Origin of the sequence: Acinetobacter suaedae (genome assembly GCF_008630915.1) — a bacterium.
Classification (GTDB): Bacteria; Pseudomonadota; Gammaproteobacteria; order Pseudomonadales; family Moraxellaceae; genus Acinetobacter; species Acinetobacter suaedae.
Genome location: NZ_CP043909.1, coordinates 1,382,417 through 1,404,246, shown reverse-complemented (window position 1 = coordinate 1,404,246; position 21,830 = coordinate 1,382,417). Strand labels below are relative to the sequence as shown.

Below are 21,830 nucleotides of genomic sequence, written 5' to 3'. Positions count from 1 at the left end.
TCAAGGGATATCTCACGCATGGCACTTTTGCAAATTGCTGAACCTGGTCAATCTACTGAGCCGCATCAGCATCGTATTGCGATCGGTATTGACTTAGGTACAACCCACTCTTTAGTGGCGACAGTGCTATCGGGAAAACCGAAAGTTCTACAAGATGACAAAGATAAAGTCTTATTGCCGTCTATTGTTCATTATGCAAAAGACTCAATTACACTTGGTTATGACGCTAAACCATTTATTCTAACCGATCCCAAAAATACGATTGTTTCGGTGAAGCGCTTTATGGGACGTTCTCAAGCTGACATTAAATTTCAGCACCCATACACGCTTGTTGGTGCAGACAATGAAATGCCCGCTTTTGAGACAGCTGCAGGACGAAAAACACCAGTTGAAGTTTCAGCCGAAATTTTAAAGCAATTAAAAGATCGTGCAGAAGCGAGTTTAAATAACCCTGTGAATGGCGCAGTAATTACTGTTCCTGCTTATTTCGATGAAGCACAACGCCAAGCAACACGTGATGCAGCACAACTAGCAGGCTTAAATGTATTACGTTTACTCAATGAACCAACTGCTGCTGCCGTGGCTTATGGCCTTGACCAAGAAACCAATCTTAGCACTGATCGGAACTATGTGATTTATGATTTAGGTGGAGGTACGTTTGACGTATCAATCTTACGTTTTTCACAAGGTGTATTTGAAGTTCTCGCTACAGGCGGACATACAGCATTAGGTGGTGATGATCTTGACCGCTTAATTGTAAAATGGGCAAAAAAACAGCTCAACATCACAACATTAAGTGATGAAGAACATGCTGTTTTTATTGTTGCTGCACGTCAAGCCAAAGAATATTTAACAGATCACGAATCTGCTGAATTAAAGTTATTAGACGATCGTTTGACTTTAGATCGCCCAACTTTTGAATCAATTATCCAAGTTGCACTCGATAAAACCACTAGCGTTTGCAAACGTGTACTACGTGATGCCAAACTTGAATTAGATGATATTGAACATGTTGTATTGATTGGTGGTTCTACTCGCTCTTACGCTGTACAAAATTCAGTACGTGAATTATTTAAGCGCGAACCGTTATGTACGATCAATCCAGATGAGGTTGTTGCGATCGGTGCATCCATTACTGCCAATCAATTAATTGGTAATAGTCAAGATGGTTCACTATTGCTAGACGTGACCCCTCTCTCTCTTGGATTAGAGACAATGGGCGGTTTAGTTGAGCGCCTAATTTCTCGTAATACCGCGATTCCTGTTGCACGACGTCAAGAATTTACCACATATCAAGATGGGCAAACTGCCATGTTGATTCATGTGGTACAAGGCGAACGAGATCTCGTTGAGCATTGCCGCTCTCTTGGACGCTTTGTGTTACATGGCATTCCTCCAATGACTGCTGGTCAAGCTCGTATCGAAGTTACCTTCCAAGTGGATGCTGATGGTTTACTCACCGTATCTGCAAAAGAAATGACTTCTGGTGTACAAGCGCAGATTGATATAAAACCCTCTTATGGTTTATCCGCAGCTGACACGGAGCGATTGTTAGTAGAGGGTTTCCAGCATGCAGAAGAGGATAAAAACCTTCGTCATTTGCAAGAAACCAAAGTTGAAGCACAGCGTGAACTTGAAGCACTAGAACAAGCATTGAAAGTAGATAAAGATTTGCTTTCCCAGCAACAGGCACGTGATTTAATTCTTGCTGCTGAAGCTTTAAAAGCACGTCTAAAAACAGATGAGCTTGAAGCGATTGAATATGCTGTTCAACAACTTAAAATTCACAGCGATGCCTTTGCTGCACTTCGTATGAACCGACATATTGACCATGCCTTAAAAGGTACAAAACTTGAAGATTGGTCAAATTCAAACTAAAGGTATAGGTGATCAATATGCCACGTATTAAAGTTCTCCCTCACGCTCAATTTTGCCCTGAAGGTGCAGAATTTGAAGTAGAACCAAATGCCAATTTATGCCAAAGCTTACTTAAGCAAGGTATAAAAATAGAACATGCTTGCGATATGTCATGTGCTTGTACAACATGCCATGTGATCGTTCGTAAAGGCTTTGATAGTCTCGAAGAAATGAATGATGTTGAGGCAGACCTACTTGACCGTGCATGGGGCTTAGAGCCAGACTCCCGTCTATCATGTCAAGTTGCGATCGTTGATGAAGATTTAGAAGTCGAAATTCCTAAATACACCATCAATCATGCTTCTGAAAATCACTAACTGATTTTCAAAAATAAAAAACCTCATTAATACAATGAGGTTTTTTATTTCTATCAATTTAAGGCTTTATTTCATCATCCAAACTTAACCTTGGAACACCCTGAGCATTGGTGATTTTTTGTTGAGTCTTGATCCGATCAATCATCGTTTCTAAGATTTCAACAAGCTCTGGATACTCATAATTTTGTACTTCTTCCAAATTCAATACCAAATGGAAGCCTTTATAATCATAATCAAACCATTTTTGTGTATCAGATTTCTTACCTGTGAATTTTTCCATCACTTGCCAAGTTTTAACTGGTCCTTGAATTCCTTTTAGATAAATTGGCACCTTAGGCACACATAAAAATTCATTTTTAATCAGTTGGTGTGTGTCATCAGCAATTAAGATTTCATCAACTTCAGCAGCCGACTGCAAACGAGCCGCTAAGTTTACATCACGCCCTACAATGGTATAAGCCATACGATGTGAAGCCCCATAGTTACCAACGTGACAATAACCTGTACTAATTCCCATCCGAATATGTAATGCGGGATAGCCCATTTTCTTCCATCGCTCGCGCAACAATTTCATTTGTTGACGCATGGCAATCGCCATTTCAACACAAGCTTTCGCATCTTGCTCAGTTCCCTGCGAGTTTGGATCACCAAAAAAGATCAGGATCGCATCTCCCATAAACTTATCAACGGTCGCCTCATATTGCTTAGCAATTTCAGTCATATGACTTAAATAGTCATTGAGCAAGAATGCTAAATCATCTGGAATTAACGTTTCTGAAAGCTCTGTAAAACCTTGGATATCTGAGAAAAAGATCGTTAACTTCTTACGTTTATATTCAATTTTTGCTTCAGCCTCACCACGCATAATCGACTGCCACAATTGTAGTGGTGCGTATCGACTCAACTGATTCGCAAATGCAATATAACGTGTCATTTGGTTATGATAATGCTGGCGCTGTTGACCGAGAATATCGAGACGACGATGCTGGTAATAATTACCAATTACAATAAAGAGCATTAACCCAAGTAAGCTGACTACGGTCAACTCTGGATTCGTTGGTTCAAAATATTGCTCAGCGCCAAAGATAAAGAAAGTAGTAAAGTAAAAGGCAACAACACCAATCAAGCCGATTAAACAGGCAACCATTAAAGAGATTTTATTGTTTAATCCAACATACAATAAGGCAAATAAAATAACAAAAGTAGGTACCAAACTTAGATGTAAGGCAGCTAAAACAATCGCAACTATAATTGCCTCATTGGCAAAAAATACATTTTTCTCAATCTGCTTATCGTATTTGTATTGCAGCCACTTTTCTAAGCGAGGACAAAATAAAAAATAAATCAATAATAAAGGGAGGATATAAAGTTGGTAGTTAGCAGTCGATGAGGTAAACGTATAAATTACCAAAATAAGTGACAAAATCGAATATCCCATCAAACGATGAAAATATGCGAACTGTCTAGGTTCTTTATCAATTAACCTATCTAGCGGCACCCTATCCTCCTTTCTTATTATAGAATACTGTTATTCTTCTATTTTGGGATCAGTCCATGCGCCAATCAAACGGCATATCACCTTGTCCACGTAATGCTAACATTAATGTCTGACGCATATGTGCGAGCACATCACTATTATATGGTACCGCAGCCGTACCCCAAACAGGTTTAGGCCATGCTACGTCATTTTGATAACGTACAACATGATGAAAATGCAATTGAGGTACAACATTTCCTAAAGCGGCAACATTCATTTTATCCGCACGGAATACACGAGATAGTTGGCTCGATAACCAACTAGATTCACGTAAGAATTGTTCTTGATCCGCTTGGCTTAACTCATAAAGCTCTGTAACACCTGGTACACGAGGTATAAGGATCAACCAAGGAAATTGCATATCATTCATTAAACGACATGTTGAAAGCGGAAAGTCGCCTACAAAAAATGTATCTTGAGCAAGTTGTGGATGCAAACTAAACATATCTTTATAAATGATGCAAAATAATGATGATCAATACTATCACATCAGTTCTGATGTGAGTATTCTTCATGAGTCGTTTGATTACAAATAACAATGATTTTCCTCATTTATTACTGGAAGAACCATTGATATTTTACCTTTACTTAAAATAATGCATATTTTTTAAGTTAAGCACTTAACTCATTGAGTAGCTTATTCAACAAATCCATAATAAATTGAATGCGTTTATCGTATTCAGCGAGTTGTACGGTTACTTTCAAACGTTGTCCACCTTCCATCCGATAATAGGTCGGATTTTTCTGCATAAGTTGAATGATGCTGATCGCTTGTACAGGTGTATCAGGTGAAAATTCAATATAACCACCATTATTATTGACATCAATTTTGGTGATCCCTAATTGTTCTGCCCTGAGACGAATCTGGTGCACGCTAAACAGCTGTTTTACAGATTGTGGCGGTATACCAAAGCGATCGATCAATTCCATACGGATGTTATCAAGTTTTTCTTGGCTATCGGTATTACTAATACGCTTATAGAACAATAGACGTTGATGTACATCTCCTAAATAATCATCAGGAATCAATGCAGGCATATGCAAATTGATTTCAGCAGTCAATAACAACGGCGCATCAAAGTTTGGTGTCTTGCCTTTTTGAATCGCTTTGGTCGCCTTCTCAAGCATTTCCATATACAAGCTATAACCAATCGCCTGCATTGAACCACTTTGTTGTTCACCTAGTAATTCACCAGCACCACGAATTTCTAAATCCTCGGTCGCCAACATGAAACCTGCGCCTAAGGTCGAAGCACGTTGAATTGCATCTAGGCGTTTCTCTGCATCACCTTTAAGATGTTTGATTGATGGGACAAGTAAATATGCATAAGCTTGATGATGGGAACGACCTACACGGCCACGTAATTGGTGTAATTGTGCAAGTCCTAACTTATCTGCGCGTTCGATGATAATCGTATTGGCATTTGGGACATCGATCCCTGTTTCAATAATCGTTGAGCACACCAATACATTATATTCTTTGTGGTAGAACTGCTGCATTACTTGCTCAAGTTCACGTTCACGCATTTGTCCATGTGCAACTGCTACTCGCGCTTCAGGAACTAGATGACGTATATTTTCTGCCGCACGTTCAATTGTTTCGACTTCATTATGCAAGAAATAAACTTGACCTCCACGTAACAGCTCACGCAGTATAGCCTCTTTGATTGAATCATCTGTATGTTCTTGCACAAAGGTTTTCACCGCCAAACGGCGTGCAGGTGGTGTTGCGATAATCGATAAGTCACGCATACCAGAGAAAGCCATATTCAAGGTACGTGGAATAGGCGTCGCAGTTAAGGTCAACATATCAACATCTGCACGCAATGCCTTAATCCGCTCTTTGTCACGAACACCAAAGCGATGTTCCTCATCAACAATCATAAGTCCAAGGTTTTTAAATTGAACATTCTCTTGCAGAATTTTATGTGTACCGACCACAATATCGACCTTACCATCTGCAAGATCTTCTATAATTTTTAAGTGAGTTTTACTACTACCAAATCGCGAGAGAACTTCAATACGTACCGCAGTATCAGCAAAGCGATCTTTAAATGACTCATAGTGTTGCTGTGCAAGTAATGTCGTCGGGACTAATACGGCGACTTGTTTAGCATTTTGTACCGCCACAAATGCTGCTCGCATCGCAACTTCTGTTTTACCAAACCCAACATCACCACAGACTAAACGATCCATTGGTTTGGCAAGTTGCATATCATGTAAAGTTGCTTCAATCGCATTCGCCTGATCCAAGGTTTCCTCATAAGCAAAACCACTCGCAAATTGCATATATGCCGTATGATCCAGTTCAAAAGCAAATCCTGGTTTTGCTTGGCGACGTGCCTGAATATGTAATAACTCAGCTGCTACATCATGAATTTGCTCTAATGCCTTACGTTTTGCTTTACTCCAAGCATCCGTACCTAATTTGTGTAATGGTGCAAGATCAGGATCACCACCACTATAACGACTGATCAAATGCAGATTGGTGACGGGAACATAAACTTTAGCGCCATCAGCATAATCAAGCTGTAAAAATTCATGGTCTTGATCATCAATTTCTAAAGTGATTAATCCTGCATATCGTCCCACACCATGATCAATATGAACCACCGGCGCGCCAATGTTTAGCTCAGTTAAACTTCGAATTAAAAACTCTTCAGAAACTTCTTGCTGACGTTTACGGCGACGCTGTACCACTCGATGTTCATACAACTGATTTTCTGAAATGACAGATAACTGATCCGTTAGCAGCAAACCACGATCTAAGGGTGCACTTGTAATCGCAACTTTAAGTTTATCTTTTTGGAATTGAGCAAAACTTTCGACAGTCTGGATTTCACCTAGAACAGATCGCAAAGCATCTTTTAAAGTTTCTCGTCGACCTGCACTTTCTGCAACCAATAAAACAGGGAAATTGATTTGATCGATATAGTCTTTGACCGCCTGAAACGGTTGTTCTTTTTTGGGATCAACTGCAAGTTTTGGCGGTTGCTCAGAGGCAAGATTTAAAACACCAGATTTTGAATCTAAAGCATCAGGTGAAGCGATAATACGAGGTAATTGATTTAGTGCCTGCAGTACATGATTAGGCATTAAAAATAAATCTTCAGGCGGGAGAATTGGCTGATCAATGTTGTGACGACGGTCTTCATAACGACGTACAACTTCTTTCCAGAAGTTGATCAACTCATCTTCAATCTCATTATTTGTAATGACAATGCAATTCTTTGGTAAGTATGCTGTGAACATACTTTGTGCTTCCATCACCTTTTTATCAAAGAACAAAGGCAAATAGAATTCTAATCCTGGGGTTGCAATTCCTTCGAGGACATCTTGATAAATGGGATTTTTCTTTGGATTTGCGGTTGGAAAACTCTCAGCATAGCGATCTCTAAAAATTGAACGACCTTCTTTGAGTGGAAACTCTTTGGCAGGTAAAACAGTAAAGTTTTTCAAAGACTCCGTCGTACGTTGTGTTTCTGGATCAAAGAACTTTAGGCTTTCAATTTCATCATCGAATAAATCTATACGAATCGGTTGTTCCTGTCCTGAAGCAAAAATATCCATGATGCTACCACGAACAGCAAACTCGCCATGATCGTAAACGGTATCAACCAAACGGTACCCTGCTTGTACGAGCTGTTTTTTCTGTGTTTCTAAATCAAGCTTTTGTCCAACTTTAATATCAAAGTGCTCACCAACCACCCATGAATATGGTGCAACACGTTGCGCTAAAGTACTTGCGGAAATCAACAAAATACCTTTCTGCGGCATATTGGATAAAATAGCCAAGCGCTCTGAGACAATATCTTGATGTGGAGACAAACGGTCATAAGGCAAGATTTCCCAATCGGGGAAAATTGTAGGTTTGATACCGTAAAACTCAAGCTCACTTTCCAGTTGAGCTAAATGCTGATTATTCCTTGCCACAATGACGTATAGATTTGAGCTTTGGGTCGCAATTTCTTTAAATAATAGTGCTGCCGACGATCCCAGTAATGAGCCAATCCAACGCTTTTCGCCTGCTTTGAGTTGTTGTAGATTTAATTGAGAAATTTCTTGCTGAAACATAGAGAAAGTCGTGCAATTTATAATGACAAGTGACTTATTTTAGCATGATGTTTTTTATGTTGATATGAATCCTAAAATAAGACTAACGGGTTTTTCTCAAGTGAATGGTCTATCAACCGAAATAGTAGTCGAGTTAAATTTATTACAACACAAAGCATTGTAAATTGAATCTAATCTTACAGTTATATGGTTTCTTAAAAAGCAGAGATATTATTTAAACGATATAATTATTTTATTTTCTAATAACATTATCAGGTGCAATATAAATTTCTGCCTCATCACCTTGAACAGTAGCATTTAACCTTTTCGCAATCTCTATCATCTTAGTGATCGCCTCTAAACTTGGATTTTTTGTTGTTAGATCGCATGAATCATAACTATACCACAATGGAAATACTTGCTTATTGATCGAGACAATAAAACCCTGCTCTGAATTCTGAGGATCAACAATTACAGATGGATCTGTTTTCATATAAGATTGCCATTCTGCTAGTGTAATACATTCACCCTCATTGAAGTAAAATTCCTTTTTAGTTATATGAACATCATAACCCGCGTAAATCACTGGACTGATTATTAATAAAATAAGGTAAGCTAATTTAGACATATCATAGTTCCAGATTTGATTAGGCTATTTTATACTAATCTAACCATGCGCATTGCAGGTTCAAAAGCACTCTTCATCAAGTGATAAAGAGTGCTACCTAACGATCTCATTATTATGATGCAAATTTTGCATTTGGGAAGAAACGATTTTCTACAGTGTCATAACACCACTGGAAGATAAAAGTATAGACCAAAATACATAAGGTTAAACCGATATCCAAAATAAACGCTTCAACGATCGTCATATTCATCATATAAGCAATCATTGGAACTGTCGCGATTAACAAACCACCTTCAAATCCAACCGCATGCAAAATACGCACTGGTACAGTTCTTTCCCAATTGTATTTAAGCTCAATTTTCTCAAAATAATTATTAAAAATCATGTTCCAAATCACTGAAACAACCGCCATAAACACACCTAATGTTCCTGTTACTTCCATCGGCATGTCAAAAATAAAACTTAACGCAATTGCGATGATGACCAATAAAATCACTTCATAGACAATCGCATGAATGAGTCTTCTTTTGGAAATCAACATTTCTATAACACTCTCTTGTTTGGATATTTGCCATTTTATTTTTATAATTTTGATTAATCCAATCAGGTTCTTTCAGTTTTTTTGACAGATGAATATTAATCAAGAACAACTCATCATGTTTCAAACCGTCATTGAAACAGGCTCATTTTCTGCGGCTGCACGCAAGTTGGGCAAAGTCCCTTCTGCGGTAAGCATGTCGATTGCTAACCTAGAAATTGATTTAAATCTCAACTTATTTGAGCGAGTGGGACGTGAACCAACTCCTACTGCTGAAGCAATGGTGCTGTATGAAAAAACACAACAATTACTCATTGAAATGAATCAATGGAAACAACATGCGCATGCGCTCAGCACAGGTTTAGAGTCCACATTAAACATTGTGGTTGTATCCGAACTATTGCATACCAATTGGACAGACTACATTACCCTACTTGAGCAAAATTTTCCGAGTCTCGCCATTAATATCGTATCTGCTCCGCAAGAAGATGCTTTGCACATGTTGCTGGATCAGTCAGCGCAACTAGCTTTGATGTTTGAGCGTGAACAATTAGACAGTCGTGAGCAGTTTGTTGAACTTAAAAGAGAAGCGTTAGTACCTGTTATCTCGAATATTCATCCACTGGCTCAACTTGAACAAGTATCTTTTGAGCAAATGGTTCAAACCCGTCAAATCGTAGTAGCGAGCCGAGATAACAGGATTAAACCTGAATTACTTTTTGCTAAAGATTACTGGCGTACCGACAACCACCATTCAGCGTGCATGATGATTGTTCGAAATTTGGGCTGGGGTGTTCTCCCCTTAGAAATGTTTAATGAAAACCCTGAATTAAAGAAAAAATTAAAAATTTTGGAGCTTTATGATTTCACACCAAAGTTTGAATATTATGTGGATCTCGTTTGGAGCCGAGAAAGTGAGTTAGGCGCTGCAGCAAGATTCTTGATTGAACACATTCGACAACAACGTCAGAAAAACTAACAGAGCAAGCATGAAACAATAAAGCATCTAATAACAAGTGATACTTTGCTTTCTTGAATTGTGTGTTATAAATGAGAATACCACTATATTTGTTTAAGTAAGAACGTTATATCAATGACTCAAACTGCATTAAATCAATTAAAGAATTTTACAACCGTTGTAGCTGATAGTAGTGATCTTGAAGCAATTAAAAAATTTCGTCCACTCGATGCAACAACAAATCCTTCATTAATTACAGCAGCTGCTGAACAACCAGAAAGTAAAGAACTCATCGAAGAGGCCTATCTCCAAGCAAAACAAGAAGGTTATAAGGCTGATGAGCTGATCGAGCGTACGATTGATATTTTGACTGTCAAGTTTGGTGTTGAAATTTTAAAATTAATTGACGGTCGTGTTTCCACAGAAGTTGATGCTCTACTTTCTTATGATACAGAGGCAACGATTACTAAAGCTAGAGAGCTTTCAAAGCTATACCAAAGCTATGGCATCGAACAGTCACGCATCCTAATCAAGATTGCTTCTACATGGGAAGGTATTCAAGCTGCTAAAGTTTTAGAAGCTGAAGGGATTCCATGTAATCTCACTTTATTGTTTGGTTTACATCAAGCGCAAGCCTGTGCAGATGCAAACGTCACCCTTATCTCTCCATTTGTTGGACGTATTTTAGATTGGTACAAAAAAGCAGAAGGTGTAGATGCTTATCCAATCGAGAAAGATCCAGGCGTACTCTCTGTTAAGAAAATATATAATTATTACAAGCAACAAGGTATTCCAACACAAGTCATGGGGGCAAGCTTCCGCAGCACTGCTCAAGTACTTGGCTTAACTGGTTGTGATTTACTAACTATTGCGCCAAATTTATTGGCACAATTAGAACAAGACCAACAAAACGTTGATGCTCAACTGAGTGTAGAAGCCTCACAACAGGCTGAAAAAATTGAGCGTCCTGAACAAACTAAGGAAAGCTTCAAGGCTGAACTTGAACAAGATCTAATGGCATTCCAACTACTACAAGGTGGAATTGATGGTTTTATCAAAGCTCGAAATCAATTAAGTTTGTTACTTCGTCAATCTTTTGGTGTTGATGCTGAAATCAGTCCATAATTAGCTGATTTTTCACCTATTAAAAACCGATTCTTGCTATATTAGTGAGGGTCGGTTTTTTATTGAGCTCATCGTGTTTGGCATCACAGATTTAACTACTTATATTATCGGTACGATCTTAATCATTTTATTACCTGGCCCTAATTCCATCTATGTCATGTCTGTGGCCTCACGCTATGGAATACGTACTGGTTATGCTGCCGCTTGTGGTGTATTTACTGGTGATTTTATTTTAATCGTTTGTACTGTATTAGGCGCGGCATCGCTATTAAAAGCCTTTCCCATTTTGTTTGTTATTCTTAAATTAACTGGGGCCTGCTATCTTGCTTACTTAGGTTTTAAACTACTCCAAAGTGGATATCAAACATGGAAAAAACCTCCACATCACACAGAGTTGGCCGATTTACCTCGGTTAGATAAAGTTCATCCTTATCGGACAGCACTTGGCATTAGTTTATTGAACCCAAAGGCAATTTTATTTTTCTTATCGTTCTTTGTGCAATTTGTTGAGCCAAGTTATCCCTACCCAATGATCAGTTTTTTGGTATTGGCATTGGTTCTACAAATCGTTAGTTTTAGCTATCTAACCGCACTTATTTTTTCAGGCGTAAAATTAGCAGGTTTCTTTAAACACAACTATAAACTGGCTGCAAGTGGTGTATTTTTAGTTGGAGTTCTATTTTTTGGATTTGGTTTGAAACTTGCTACTTCGACTATATAATCAGAACCAGATGTATTTTGATCATGTTTCATCTCCATCTTTTTAGATCAAATGATCAATTTATTCAATCATCTTAGAACTACGTTTTATGCTGTATAAACGGTATACTTTTCAATAAATTTCTAATCAATAATAGATATATAGATGCAACGCCTAATCCAAGATTTTTCAATCCCTGCTGTATTCGCTGGCTTTATCACATTTCTGATTGGTATTAGTGTTTCAGCAGTATTGGTTATACAAGGGGCGCAATCCCTTGGCGCAAATACCGCACAAATTAGCTCTTGGTTTTGGGCGCTAGGTTTAGCGATTGGTCTTTCAGGTTTATTGTTATCTTGGAAATATAAATATCCTGTTGCCACAGCTTGGTCTACCCCTGGCATTGCCTTAATTATTGCTTCCACAGGACATTATGATCTCTATGAAGCCATCGGTGCATTTGTCATCTGCGGGATTGCAATTGCAGTTGTTGGTTTCTCTGGTGTTTTCCAAAGATTATTGGCTCATATTCCAGCCAGCCTAACCTGTGCCATGCTTGCAGGGATCCTCTTAAAGTTTGGTATACAAATCTTTAGCAGCTTAGAAACACATCTAGGTTTTATCCTTAGCATGTTGGCAATTTATTTACTTTCAAAACGCTTATTCCCACGTTACAGCATTGTACTAACAGTTATTTTAGGCGCTGCAATTTGTCCATTATTCATTAACTTTCAGCTCGCACCGATCTCTTGGGCATTGACACAGCCCGTGTGGATGCAGCCCTCATTTTCATGGTCTGCAATTCTAGGTTTGGCTTTGCCTTTATTTGTGATCAATATGACTTCGCAAAACCTACCCGGTATCGCGATGATTATAAGCTATGGTTATCATCCTCACGTCAATCAACTTGTAGGCTGGACAGGTATTGCACATACTGTTTTTGCACCATTTGGATGTTTCTCAGTAAATTTGGCAGCGATCAGTGCCGCAGTAAGCTTGGATGATCAAGTGCATCCTGATCCAAGCAAACGCTATATTGCAGGCATAAGTTGTGGTTTATTTTATGTTTTAATGGGACTTTTTGCGGCGACGTTAGTTAGTTTACTGATGTCATTCCCACAAATTTTCATCGTTGCGCTTGCAGGTATTGCCCTTTTCGCAACGATTAGTCATAACATTGCTGTAGCTTTTGCCAATGTTGAAGAACGTGAAGCAGCGTTACTTACGTTCTTATGTAGTGCTTCTGGTGTGCAATTTTTAGGGGTTGGTTCTGCATTTTGGGGATTAATCCTTGGAATCGTCGTTTTAATTATTTTCAAGTTAAAAAATAAGCCTTAGGTCTAAATCTAAGGCTTACCCTTCTACAGCAATATGAAAATTTAGGTCTATTTATCTAAGTCTTTTTGAGCTTCATCATCATTTAAAATACGCCCAACCTGTTGCGGTTGAATCAATGGAGCCGTTGGTCTTGGTTGCGCATGCGTATATTGTAGTCCAGCACCGGCATAAACATCATCGGCAGCAATTTCAGTTTCAAAGCGCTCTTCATCTCGATCACGAATTTCATGAGTAATACGTCTTACCTCGTCTTGATCGACACCAAGCTCTTTTAAGATCACACCACCAAATTTAATCGCAGATTCAAAGGTTTCACGAATCATATAATCGACTTTTTGCTTCACCAAATAAAGCGAATGCTCTCTGTCATAAGATCTCACAAGCAGCTTTGCTAATGGGAACTCATGTCCAACCAATTCAACGATTTTATTGGTTGTTTCCTTACTATCAACACAAACCACGATTGCTTGTGCTGTTGCAGCACCTGATGCATGCAAAATATCTAAACGTGCGCCGTCACCATAATAGATTTTAAAACCAAATCTTTCTGCATTTTGAATCATATCAATATCATTATCGATGATGGTCACATCTACGCCACGTGCCAATAGTAATTGACTAGTTACTTGCCCAAAACGACCAAAACCAATCATTAAAACACTGCCATTTAAACCTTCTGCAACACTCACATTCTCTAATGAGATCGAATCTTTGGTTTCAGTAAAACGTTTAAACAAAATTCCAATAATCGGCGTCAAAACCATAGAAAGGACAACGATTGCTGTTAGATTCGATCTAATCATATTATCAATGACTTGTGCACTGACCGCTGCAGCAAACAATACAAAAGCAAACTCACCACCTTGTGCCATGAGTAATGCCCGATCTAAAGCCTCAGTATGTGAACTCTTGGTAATACGCGCCACGATATAGATCATCAATGCCTTTACAAACATTAATGCCACTACACCACATAAAATGAGTTGCCAGTTTTGAGCGACAACAGATAAGTCCAATGACATTCCGACACCAAGGAAGAACAGCCCCAATAAGATTCCTCGGAAAGGCTCAATATCTGCTTCGATTTGATGTCTAAATGTAGATTCTGATAACAATACACCTGCAAGGAAAGCCCCCATTGCCATAGACAGTCCACTTACTTGCATAATTAATGCAGCACCTAATACCACCAAAAGTGCCGCAGCTGTCATCACTTCTCTGGCTTTCGCAGCAGCCAAAAGTTTAAACAATGGGTTTAACAACCAATAACCAGCAGCAATCAAACCAGCTATTGCGAGCAAACCGATGCCGATCATTTCTAACCGTGCAGAGGTACTTTCCACTACATGGTTTGGTGCCATAAAAGCAACAAGTGCCAATAAAGGTACAATTAATAAATCTTCAAACAATAGAATTGAGACAATTTTTTGCCCACGTGGTTGTGCAATATCTCCACGATCACCGAGTAACTGCATAACAATCGCTGTTGAGGTCAAAACAAAACCTGTTGCAGCAATAAACGCTACTTGCCATGTGAAACCAAAAAGAATACCAACACCGGTCAAGGCCAGAGAGCTTACTAAAATTTGTAAACTACCTAAGCCAAATATTTCACGCCTTAAACTCCATAGATGTGAAGGTTGCATTTCCAAACCAATCACAAATAGGTACATTACAATACCCAGCTCTGCTATATGTAAGATTGAAGCTGAATCATTAAAAAAGGCAAAACCAAATGGTCCAATAATTAATCCAGCGATCAAATATCCTAGAACAGACCCTAATCCAATTCTTTTAAAAATTGGGACAGCAATAACAGCTGCAGCCAACAAAACGACAGGGGCGATTAAACTTATTGAGTGAGCTTCTGAACTCATACTATTCTCATTGTTATCGATGTGTTTCTATTTTATTTGAAACAATCCAAGACTTATATACCATTTATGAGACAATGCTTCCCATTTTATTCATAACAAATCTGTACAATTCGCTTAATTGATCGCATTCTTATCCCAAAAAGCCTGACGAATTTGTGGCATAGAATTCAGATGGTTAATGATATGTTGAGCTTCTTCAGCTTCAATTGAGGTTGCAATCAACATCACTTCAATTTCAACTTCCTTTTCTCCAAAGGGCGTTACCTGAATATCCTTCGCAGGATAATTGTGGTGTTTTAGCGTCAAGTTCAACTCATCCATCACCGCTTTACTCTGACTGCGATCACAAATGATATAGATCACATGTAGCACTTCAGTATCATCATCTAATGGTTTACGATCAATCACATGTACAATTGGTCGCAACAATGTATTGGCAGCCAAAATAAACATAGTAGCTAAAATAGCCTCAACGATAAGATCGGATCCTGCAGACGCCCCAACAGCGGCAGAACACCACAAAGTTGCTGCTGTATTTAAGCCATGGATATTACCTTCTTGGCGCATAATTACGCCTGCGCCTAAAAATCCTATTCCTGAAACAACATAAGCTATTACACGTACTGCACCATCAGCCCCTGTAAGGTTAATTGCGATATCTACAAAGATCGCGGCCCCAACAGCCACCAATACATTGGTTCTTAAACCAGCAGTACGTTGGCGATATTGTCTTTCAAAACCAATCAAAGCACCTAAAATGAAGGCGACACTGAGACTAATTAAAGTATCTACGATATTTGATAAATCAATATCTTGGAGAAATTTAAACTGCATCATCGACTTGCTCAACTTTTAATTTCGTTATCGTGATCAGCAAAACACTAAAAATTAGGCACATAAAAATGATCACTTTTAGGACAACAGACCTAAAAATGTCTTCGTGCAAAATCATTTTGCTGAAAGCTAAGTTTTTGATGGATTTATAAAAAATAATATCAGAGCTATCTCATTGCAAGATAGCGAACATTAATGGCGATCTTGCTCAGTTTTTGCTTTGATTTAATTGTTTCTTAAATCCAAACCTCGAACAACTGTCCATTAAATATTCCTTAACACATAAACTCGCGCACATTTTAGGGCATGTTATGTGATTAACAAGCCCTAATTTTATGAATTTTTTGTGACAAACACATGTCTAAATCAAATCTGTAAATTTACAGCTCTCTGACTACCACTGTTTTTGCCATTTTGTCATGCCAACCTTGTTTTTTGGGATCAAATGCAATCCAAATCAAACCAATAAACAATACCAATGTAGCTGGAATATAACCAATATAGCGAATAACCCCCTGTCCTACTGAAATATGATTTCCTGTTTGTTCATCAAGAACTTTTAAACGTAATAATCGCTTACCTGGTGTACCTGCAAACTTAACCCAACAAAATATATAAAATATTGCTGATAAAATCTGCCCGATCCAATCACTCCACGACCAACTTGTTCTAGTCAAATTATCAGTCACACTTGGAGTTAATAACATCATTAAAGGAATTAAGGCTGCTAAAATAATAATCGTATCAAGAATTGCTGCCCCCACCCGTATCCAAAATCCAGCATATTCATATTTATCTGACATATTCCCCTCTCTTTTTTGTTTATACAAAATCAATGTTTAGCGATATTTTTCTGAGACAATATAACATTTATCTTTAAATTTGTTTTAATTCACGGTCAAAAAAATCAACTGTACGTTGCCAAACTAATGCTGATTCTGGTCGATCACGGCTTACCGTACGAAAACCATGTGGCATTGGATACGTATAAGCTTCTACACGATCTCCCAATTGCTTGATGAGTTTATTCCTTTTTCTGGCGGGACAGAATGGATCAAATTGCTCAGACCAATGTCCTTGTAAAATTCTAATTTCATCCAAAGACTCTGTTTTAGGAACACCTGCACCTTCGATGCCGAAAGAATGATGATAGACCACTGGTGCTAACATGTCTTCACGCTTTGCCATTTGAATGACATAGCCACCTGTTAAACATTGGCCTAACATTCCCAAACGACCATTTGATCGCGGATCCACTTTTAATTCATCCAATAACACATGGATTTCTTTATTTACTTCGCTATCAGCTGCATTGGTACGTCCTGCTTTTGCAACCATTGCACGAATGCAATATTTGACTGCTCCGCCGCTATATAAATTCGGCACGTATACTAGATATCCCCGATCGGCTAAGTCTTGAGCATCCTCTCGATAAGCATCAATCACTCCATATAATTCATGGAGTAACAAAATTGCAGGTACTTTATCAGTCGTTTCGGCTGGCGCATAAACCTCAACCTCGATCTGACGAGTTGGTAATGTGATTGTTTTTATTTCCATTTTCTAATATCTATATTGATTAATTCTCAATCATATTATTTATGACAATAATAGTTGTCAAATAAAAAGGGATGTGAAACGTCAACAGCTCCATCCATCCCCCTTCCATCATACCTCTTGGGTTACCCCTTTATACAAGTGCAACTACTTTTAACACTCAATCGAATTGACTGCTAATCCGCCTTTTGAAGTTTCTTTATACTTATCAGACATATCCTTGCCTGTTTCTTTCATCGTTTGAATGACTTTATCCAATGAAATAAAATGATCGCCATCCCCATGTAATGCCATCTGAGCCGCATTGATTGCTTTTACAGCAGCAATGGCATTCCTTTCAATACATGGAACTTGTACTAAACCACCGACTGGGTCACAGGTCAGCCCTAAATTATGTTCAAGCCCAATTTCAGCAGCATGTTCAACTTGTTCAGGTGTACCTTCTAAAATTTCAGCTAATCCCGCCGATGCCATGGCACATGCAGAACCCACCTCTCCCTGGCATCCAACTTCAGCGCCAGAAATGGATGCATTCAATTTGCATAGAATACCTACTGCTGCGGCACTCAAGAAAAATCTTACAATGGTATCTTCAGATTCATCTTTAGAAAAATTAACATAATAAGATAACACTGCTGGAATAATTCCAGCCGCACCATTCGTCGGTGCTGTGACCACTCGCCCACCTGCGGCATTTTCTTCATTAACAGCGAGCGCGTATAGATTCACCCATTCCATGGCGTTAAATGTTGTTGCAATCAAATTTTCATTTTCTTTTTTTAATAGGCGTTGATGAATATTCTTGGCACGTCGTTTCACATTCAAACCACCTGCCAAAACACCTTCATGTTGCAAACCGCTTTGGATACAGTCTTGCATCACTTGCCAAATTTGCATAATTTTGGCACGAATTTCTGCTTCGCTGCGCCAACTTTTTTCATTTTCTAACATCAAATGACTAACACTACATTGATGTGTTTTGCATAATGCCAATAGTTCTTTAGCACTTTGAAATGGATAAGGCACTACTGTCTGGTCTTCGACAAAACTTCCTTGATCAACCTGACTCTCGTCAATAATAAATCCACCGCCAATCGAGTAATAAGTATTTGAATAAAGCAATTTTTCTTCAATATCTACTGCTGTTATTGTCATCGCATTTGGGTGGTAAGGTAAAGCCTCATCAATAAAAATAATATCTTGATTTGGATCAAACTTTACCGCATGAGTACCATCTATCATCAATATTTTGGATTGCAACACTTGATCTAGCTGTATTTGGCTGTGAGGGATATCAATTGTTTCAGGATCATTTCCCATCAAACCCAATATTGTTGCTCGATCTGTACCATGCCCGACACCTGTAGAAGACAATGAACCGTATAAAAAAATTTGTACTCTAGCAACCTTGTTTAAAATATTTTGAACTTTAAGTGATTGAGTAAAACGATACGCTGCTCTCATTGGTGCAACCGTATGTGAACTCGAAGGTCCAACACCAATTTTAAAAAGATCAAATACGCTCAGCGCCATATATTGTTGTCCTCTGCTATCCCTTCATGTTTTTATAATTTTTATTTAATGGGAAATTCCATAAAAAATAAAATCAAAAAAGAATAACCACAACCGCACTATGACGATTGTGGTTATAGAAAATTTTAACGCTTAAATGCTTAATAATGAATTCAAAGTTTCTGACACATTCTTCGATTTCACCTTTGGCTGCAATGCTTTTAACGCTTGTTGTACCTGACTGCGCTGAGGCTCCATCAAAGTATACCAACGAGAAAGCACCTGTAATAAACGTGAACCTAAAATTGGATTCTTTTCATCTAGATAGGCAGCTAACTCAATGAAATGATCCACACCAAAACTCCATGTATTTACCGGATTACTTGCTAAACCACCGCTCACAGAACGAATTCGGTTCGGTGTGCCTAAATCGTAATCGGCATGTTTGGTTAGATATTCAATGGTTTCTGCAGTCGCGCAAGGATGAGAAGCTTGGATTGTAAACCATTGATCCAATGATAAGGCTTCATCTTTGAAACGATTGTAAAAGTCATCTAATGCTAGTTGAGCCTGTGGTGCATCATTCCAAACTAGAACACGTAATGCTCCTAAACGTTCTGACATATTTCCTGTTTGCTGATATTGCGCATAAGCTAAATCAAAAACAGAATCATCACCTTGACGGGCCAACATACTCAACATGATATTTTTTAAAGCACGAACACCCATAGCCAAAGAAAATTCTTTTTGCATATCAGGGTCTAGAGATAAATATGTTTCTTTCCAAAATGAACCCAGTTCACGGGCTAGACGATCTAAAACTGCTTCGCGTTTTTCACGAATGAGTTCTGGCTCATAGTCTTGATCAATTCGGCTACCTAAATAATTTTCACTTGGGACATCAAATAATCGAGAAGCAAGCAGTGGATCTTTATTGACTAAATCAGGCAGTGTATTTTTGATGGCATCAATATAAGTATCTGCTTTGTGATCTTCCAATAAGATACGCTCTAATAATGTCTGCGTTGCTTGCCATTGATTAAAACCATTGGTCTCATGCTGAATCAAGAATGCAAGATCATCATTTGAGTAATCAAATACCAAATTGACTGGCGCAGAAAAATTACGCAGTAATGAAACTACAGGTTGTTCGGTAATACCTATAAATTCAATCGTTGCTTCATCTTGCTCAAACAAATACATGCCATCTTTTACATCATTTACAAATAGATCGGCACTGTGCAAGGTGTATTGCTCACCAGACTTCGCATTAAATAAGGCTAAAGCAATAGGAATAGGTACAGCTTTTAAATTCGGATATTTTGGATGTGCTTTTAGACTTTGCTTGAAACTCAAACGATAAGTTTGAGCCGTAGCATCATACGCACCATTGACTTCCAGCTTCGGTGTACCTGGTTGGTTATACCAAGTCAGGAAGTTTGATAAATCAACACCCGAACCTGCGCTAAGCGCAGCAACCCAATCTTCAACTGTGACCGCTTGTCCATCATGACGCTCAAAATATTCATCCGTACCTTGACGATATTTATCTTTACCCAATAGCGTTGCCATCATACGGTTAATTTCTGCGCCCTTTTCATAAACCGTTGCCGTATAGAAGTTATTAATTTCAACAAAATGGTCTGGGCGTGGAGGATGTGACAAAGGACCTGCATCTTCAGGAAATTGATGTGATTTTAACACAGCCACATCATCAATACGTTGTACTGCTGCTGACTGTAAATCTTCAGAAAAAGACTGATCACGGAAAACTGTCAAACCTTCTTTTAAACAGAGTTGGAACCAATCACGACAAGTAATACGGTTGCCTGTCCAGTTATGGAAATACTCATGGGCAATCACAGACTGCACTCGCATGATGGCAGCATCAGTCGTATATTCCTCATCAGCAAGCACACATGAGGTGTTGAAGATATTTAAACCTTTATTTTCCATCGCTCCCATGTTGAACTGGCTCACGGCGACAATCATATAGTTGTCAAGATCATAAGGACGGCCATAATGTTCTTCATCCCAACGCATCGAGTGCTTTAACGCTTCCATCGCAATATGACACTTAGGAATATCTTTTTCTACGGCATAAATTTCTAATGCGACATCACGACCTTCAGAAGTTGTATAACGGTCTTTGAGTACAGCCAAGTCCCCAATCACACAAGCAAATAAATAGCTTGGTTTCTTAGTCGGATCTTGCCAAATTGCGAAATGGCGATTTTCATCCACCTCACCAGTTTCAAGCAAATTACCATTTGCCAATAAAACAGGATATTTCTTATCGGCTTCAACCCGTGTCGTAAATACAGATAAAACATCAGGTCGATCAGGGTAGAACGTAATTTTGCGGAAACCTTCAGGCTCATTTTGGGTAACGTACAAATCCCCAGCCTTATAGAGACCTTCTAGTTGAGTATTGGATTCAGGATGAATAATCACCTGCGTTTGTAAAATGACCTCATCTGGTGCATCAATGATCACCAGTTGCTCACTGTCTAGCTCATATTGGTCAGAATTTAATACCTGACCATTGAGATTAATGGACTTTAACTCTAAATCACGGCCAAGGAGTGTCAGTGAGCCAGACGCTTGGCGTTTCATTACGAGCGTTGAGTCAACAATCGTATGATCCTCATACACTTGAATATCTAAGTGAATTGAATCAACCAAGAATGATGGCTTTTGATAATCTTTTAAATAAATGGTTTGATCCGTCTGTACAGGAGGTTGCGCCGCGATATTCATCAGTATTCCTTATCGTTCATAATTTCATGTCAACGGTCTTGTTGGCAAGACTTCTGGGTGCGTTTTCAATTAGCACAAATTATGCCGTTTAGTCTAAAAGTTTTGCATTCAAGATATTTAGCACATCTCAGCAAATCATACGCCAACTATGAGAACCTGTCTTTAAGACCTGCCATGAG

General features: G+C 38.6%; 17 protein-coding genes. 6 read left to right on the top strand and 11 right to left on the bottom strand.

The annotated features are described in order from the left end of the window. Window positions 1-18: 18 nt before the first annotated feature. Window positions 19-1,878, top strand: a complete 1,860-nt coding sequence (gene hscA, locus F2A31_RS06545; RefSeq protein WP_150025694.1) for a Fe-S protein assembly chaperone HscA — start codon at window positions 19-21, stop codon at window positions 1,876-1,878. A gap of 17 nt (window positions 1,879-1,895) precedes the next feature. Further along, complete coding sequence (gene fdx, locus F2A31_RS06540; RefSeq protein ID WP_150025693.1) at window positions 1,896-2,234, top strand: ISC system 2Fe-2S type ferredoxin; 339 nt, start codon at window positions 1,896-1,898, stop codon at window positions 2,232-2,234. Window positions 2,235-2,292: 58 nt separating this feature from the next. On the opposite strand, the gene F2A31_RS06535 is transcribed toward fdx, so the two are convergent. The 5 genes from F2A31_RS06535 to aceI form a co-directional block, all read right to left on the bottom strand. Then, window positions 2,293-3,732, bottom strand: coding sequence for an adenylate/guanylate cyclase domain-containing protein (locus tag F2A31_RS06535; RefSeq protein WP_150025692.1), 1,440 nt, complete (start codon window positions 3,730-3,732; stop codon window positions 2,293-2,295). A 49-nt stretch (window positions 3,733-3,781) separates the two neighbouring features. Then, window positions 3,782-4,216, bottom strand: coding sequence for an HIT domain-containing protein (locus tag F2A31_RS06530; protein ID WP_150025691.1), 435 nt, complete (start codon window positions 4,214-4,216; stop codon window positions 3,782-3,784). A gap of 167 nt (window positions 4,217-4,383) precedes the next feature. After that, a complete protein-coding gene (gene mfd, locus F2A31_RS06525; RefSeq protein ID WP_150025690.1) occupies window positions 4,384-7,845 on the bottom strand; it encodes a transcription-repair coupling factor in 3,462 nt (1,153 codons plus the stop codon). Between the two features lie 232 nt (window positions 7,846-8,077). Next, window positions 8,078-8,452: a hypothetical protein gene (locus F2A31_RS06520; protein ID WP_150025689.1), complete on the bottom strand. Its 375-nt coding sequence runs from the start codon at window positions 8,450-8,452 to the stop codon at window positions 8,078-8,080. A gap of 112 nt (window positions 8,453-8,564) precedes the next feature. Beyond that, window positions 8,565-8,993 carry a chlorhexidine efflux PACE transporter AceI gene (gene aceI / locus F2A31_RS06515; RefSeq protein WP_113997181.1) on the bottom strand — a complete coding sequence of 143 codons (429 nt, stop codon included), beginning with the start codon at window positions 8,991-8,993 and terminating at the stop codon, window positions 8,565-8,567. An 88-nt stretch (window positions 8,994-9,081) separates the two neighbouring features. Between aceI and aceR the strand changes: the two genes are divergently transcribed. The 4 genes from aceR to F2A31_RS06495 all read left to right on the top strand — a co-directional run bounded on the left by aceR (window position 9,082) and on the right by F2A31_RS06495 (window position 13,111). Next, window positions 9,082-9,969, top strand: coding sequence for an HTH-type transcriptional regulator AceR (aceR, locus tag F2A31_RS06510; protein WP_150025688.1), 888 nt, complete (start codon window positions 9,082-9,084; stop codon window positions 9,967-9,969). 114 nt (window positions 9,970-10,083) lie between these two features. Then, window positions 10,084-11,073, top strand: coding sequence for a transaldolase (tal, locus tag F2A31_RS06505; protein ID WP_150025687.1), 990 nt, complete (start codon window positions 10,084-10,086; stop codon window positions 11,071-11,073). Between the two features lie 73 nt (window positions 11,074-11,146). Continuing rightward, window positions 11,147-11,794, top strand: coding sequence for a leucine efflux protein LeuE (leuE, locus tag F2A31_RS06500; RefSeq protein WP_150025686.1), 648 nt, complete (start codon window positions 11,147-11,149; stop codon window positions 11,792-11,794). A gap of 144 nt (window positions 11,795-11,938) precedes the next feature. After that, a complete protein-coding gene (locus tag F2A31_RS06495) occupies window positions 11,939-13,111 on the top strand; it encodes a benzoate/H(+) symporter BenE family transporter (protein ID WP_150025685.1) in 1,173 nt (390 codons plus the stop codon). A gap of 47 nt (window positions 13,112-13,158) precedes the next feature. Here F2A31_RS06495 and F2A31_RS06490 read toward each other — a convergent pair whose 3' ends face one another. The 6 genes from F2A31_RS06490 to pepN all read right to left on the bottom strand — a co-directional run bounded on the left by F2A31_RS06490 (window position 13,159) and on the right by pepN (window position 21,651). Beyond that, on the bottom strand, window positions 13,159-14,988 hold the full coding sequence (locus F2A31_RS06490) for a monovalent cation:proton antiporter-2 (CPA2) family protein (RefSeq protein ID WP_150025684.1): 1,830 nt from the start codon (window positions 14,986-14,988) through the stop codon (window positions 13,159-13,161). A gap of 114 nt (window positions 14,989-15,102) precedes the next feature. Further along, window positions 15,103-15,822, bottom strand: coding sequence for an MgtC/SapB family protein (locus tag F2A31_RS06485; protein ID WP_150027696.1), 720 nt, complete (start codon window positions 15,820-15,822; stop codon window positions 15,103-15,105). Between the two features lie 380 nt (window positions 15,823-16,202). Then, a complete protein-coding gene (locus F2A31_RS06480) occupies window positions 16,203-16,625 on the bottom strand; it encodes an RDD family protein (RefSeq protein ID WP_150025683.1) in 423 nt (140 codons plus the stop codon). A gap of 73 nt (window positions 16,626-16,698) precedes the next feature. Beyond that, the gene (locus tag F2A31_RS06475; protein WP_150025682.1) at window positions 16,699-17,382 is read right to left on the bottom strand and encodes a dienelactone hydrolase family protein; all 684 of its coding nucleotides are present in this window, start codon (window positions 17,380-17,382) and stop codon (window positions 16,699-16,701) included. Window positions 17,383-17,532: 150 nt separating this feature from the next. After that, the gene (locus tag F2A31_RS06470) at window positions 17,533-18,912 is read right to left on the bottom strand and encodes an L-serine ammonia-lyase (protein WP_150025681.1); all 1,380 of its coding nucleotides are present in this window, start codon (window positions 18,910-18,912) and stop codon (window positions 17,533-17,535) included. 132 nt (window positions 18,913-19,044) lie between these two features. Further along, the gene (pepN, locus tag F2A31_RS06465) at window positions 19,045-21,651 is read right to left on the bottom strand and encodes an aminopeptidase N (RefSeq protein ID WP_150025680.1); all 2,607 of its coding nucleotides are present in this window, start codon (window positions 21,649-21,651) and stop codon (window positions 19,045-19,047) included. Between the last annotated feature and the right edge of the window lie 179 nt (window positions 21,652-21,830).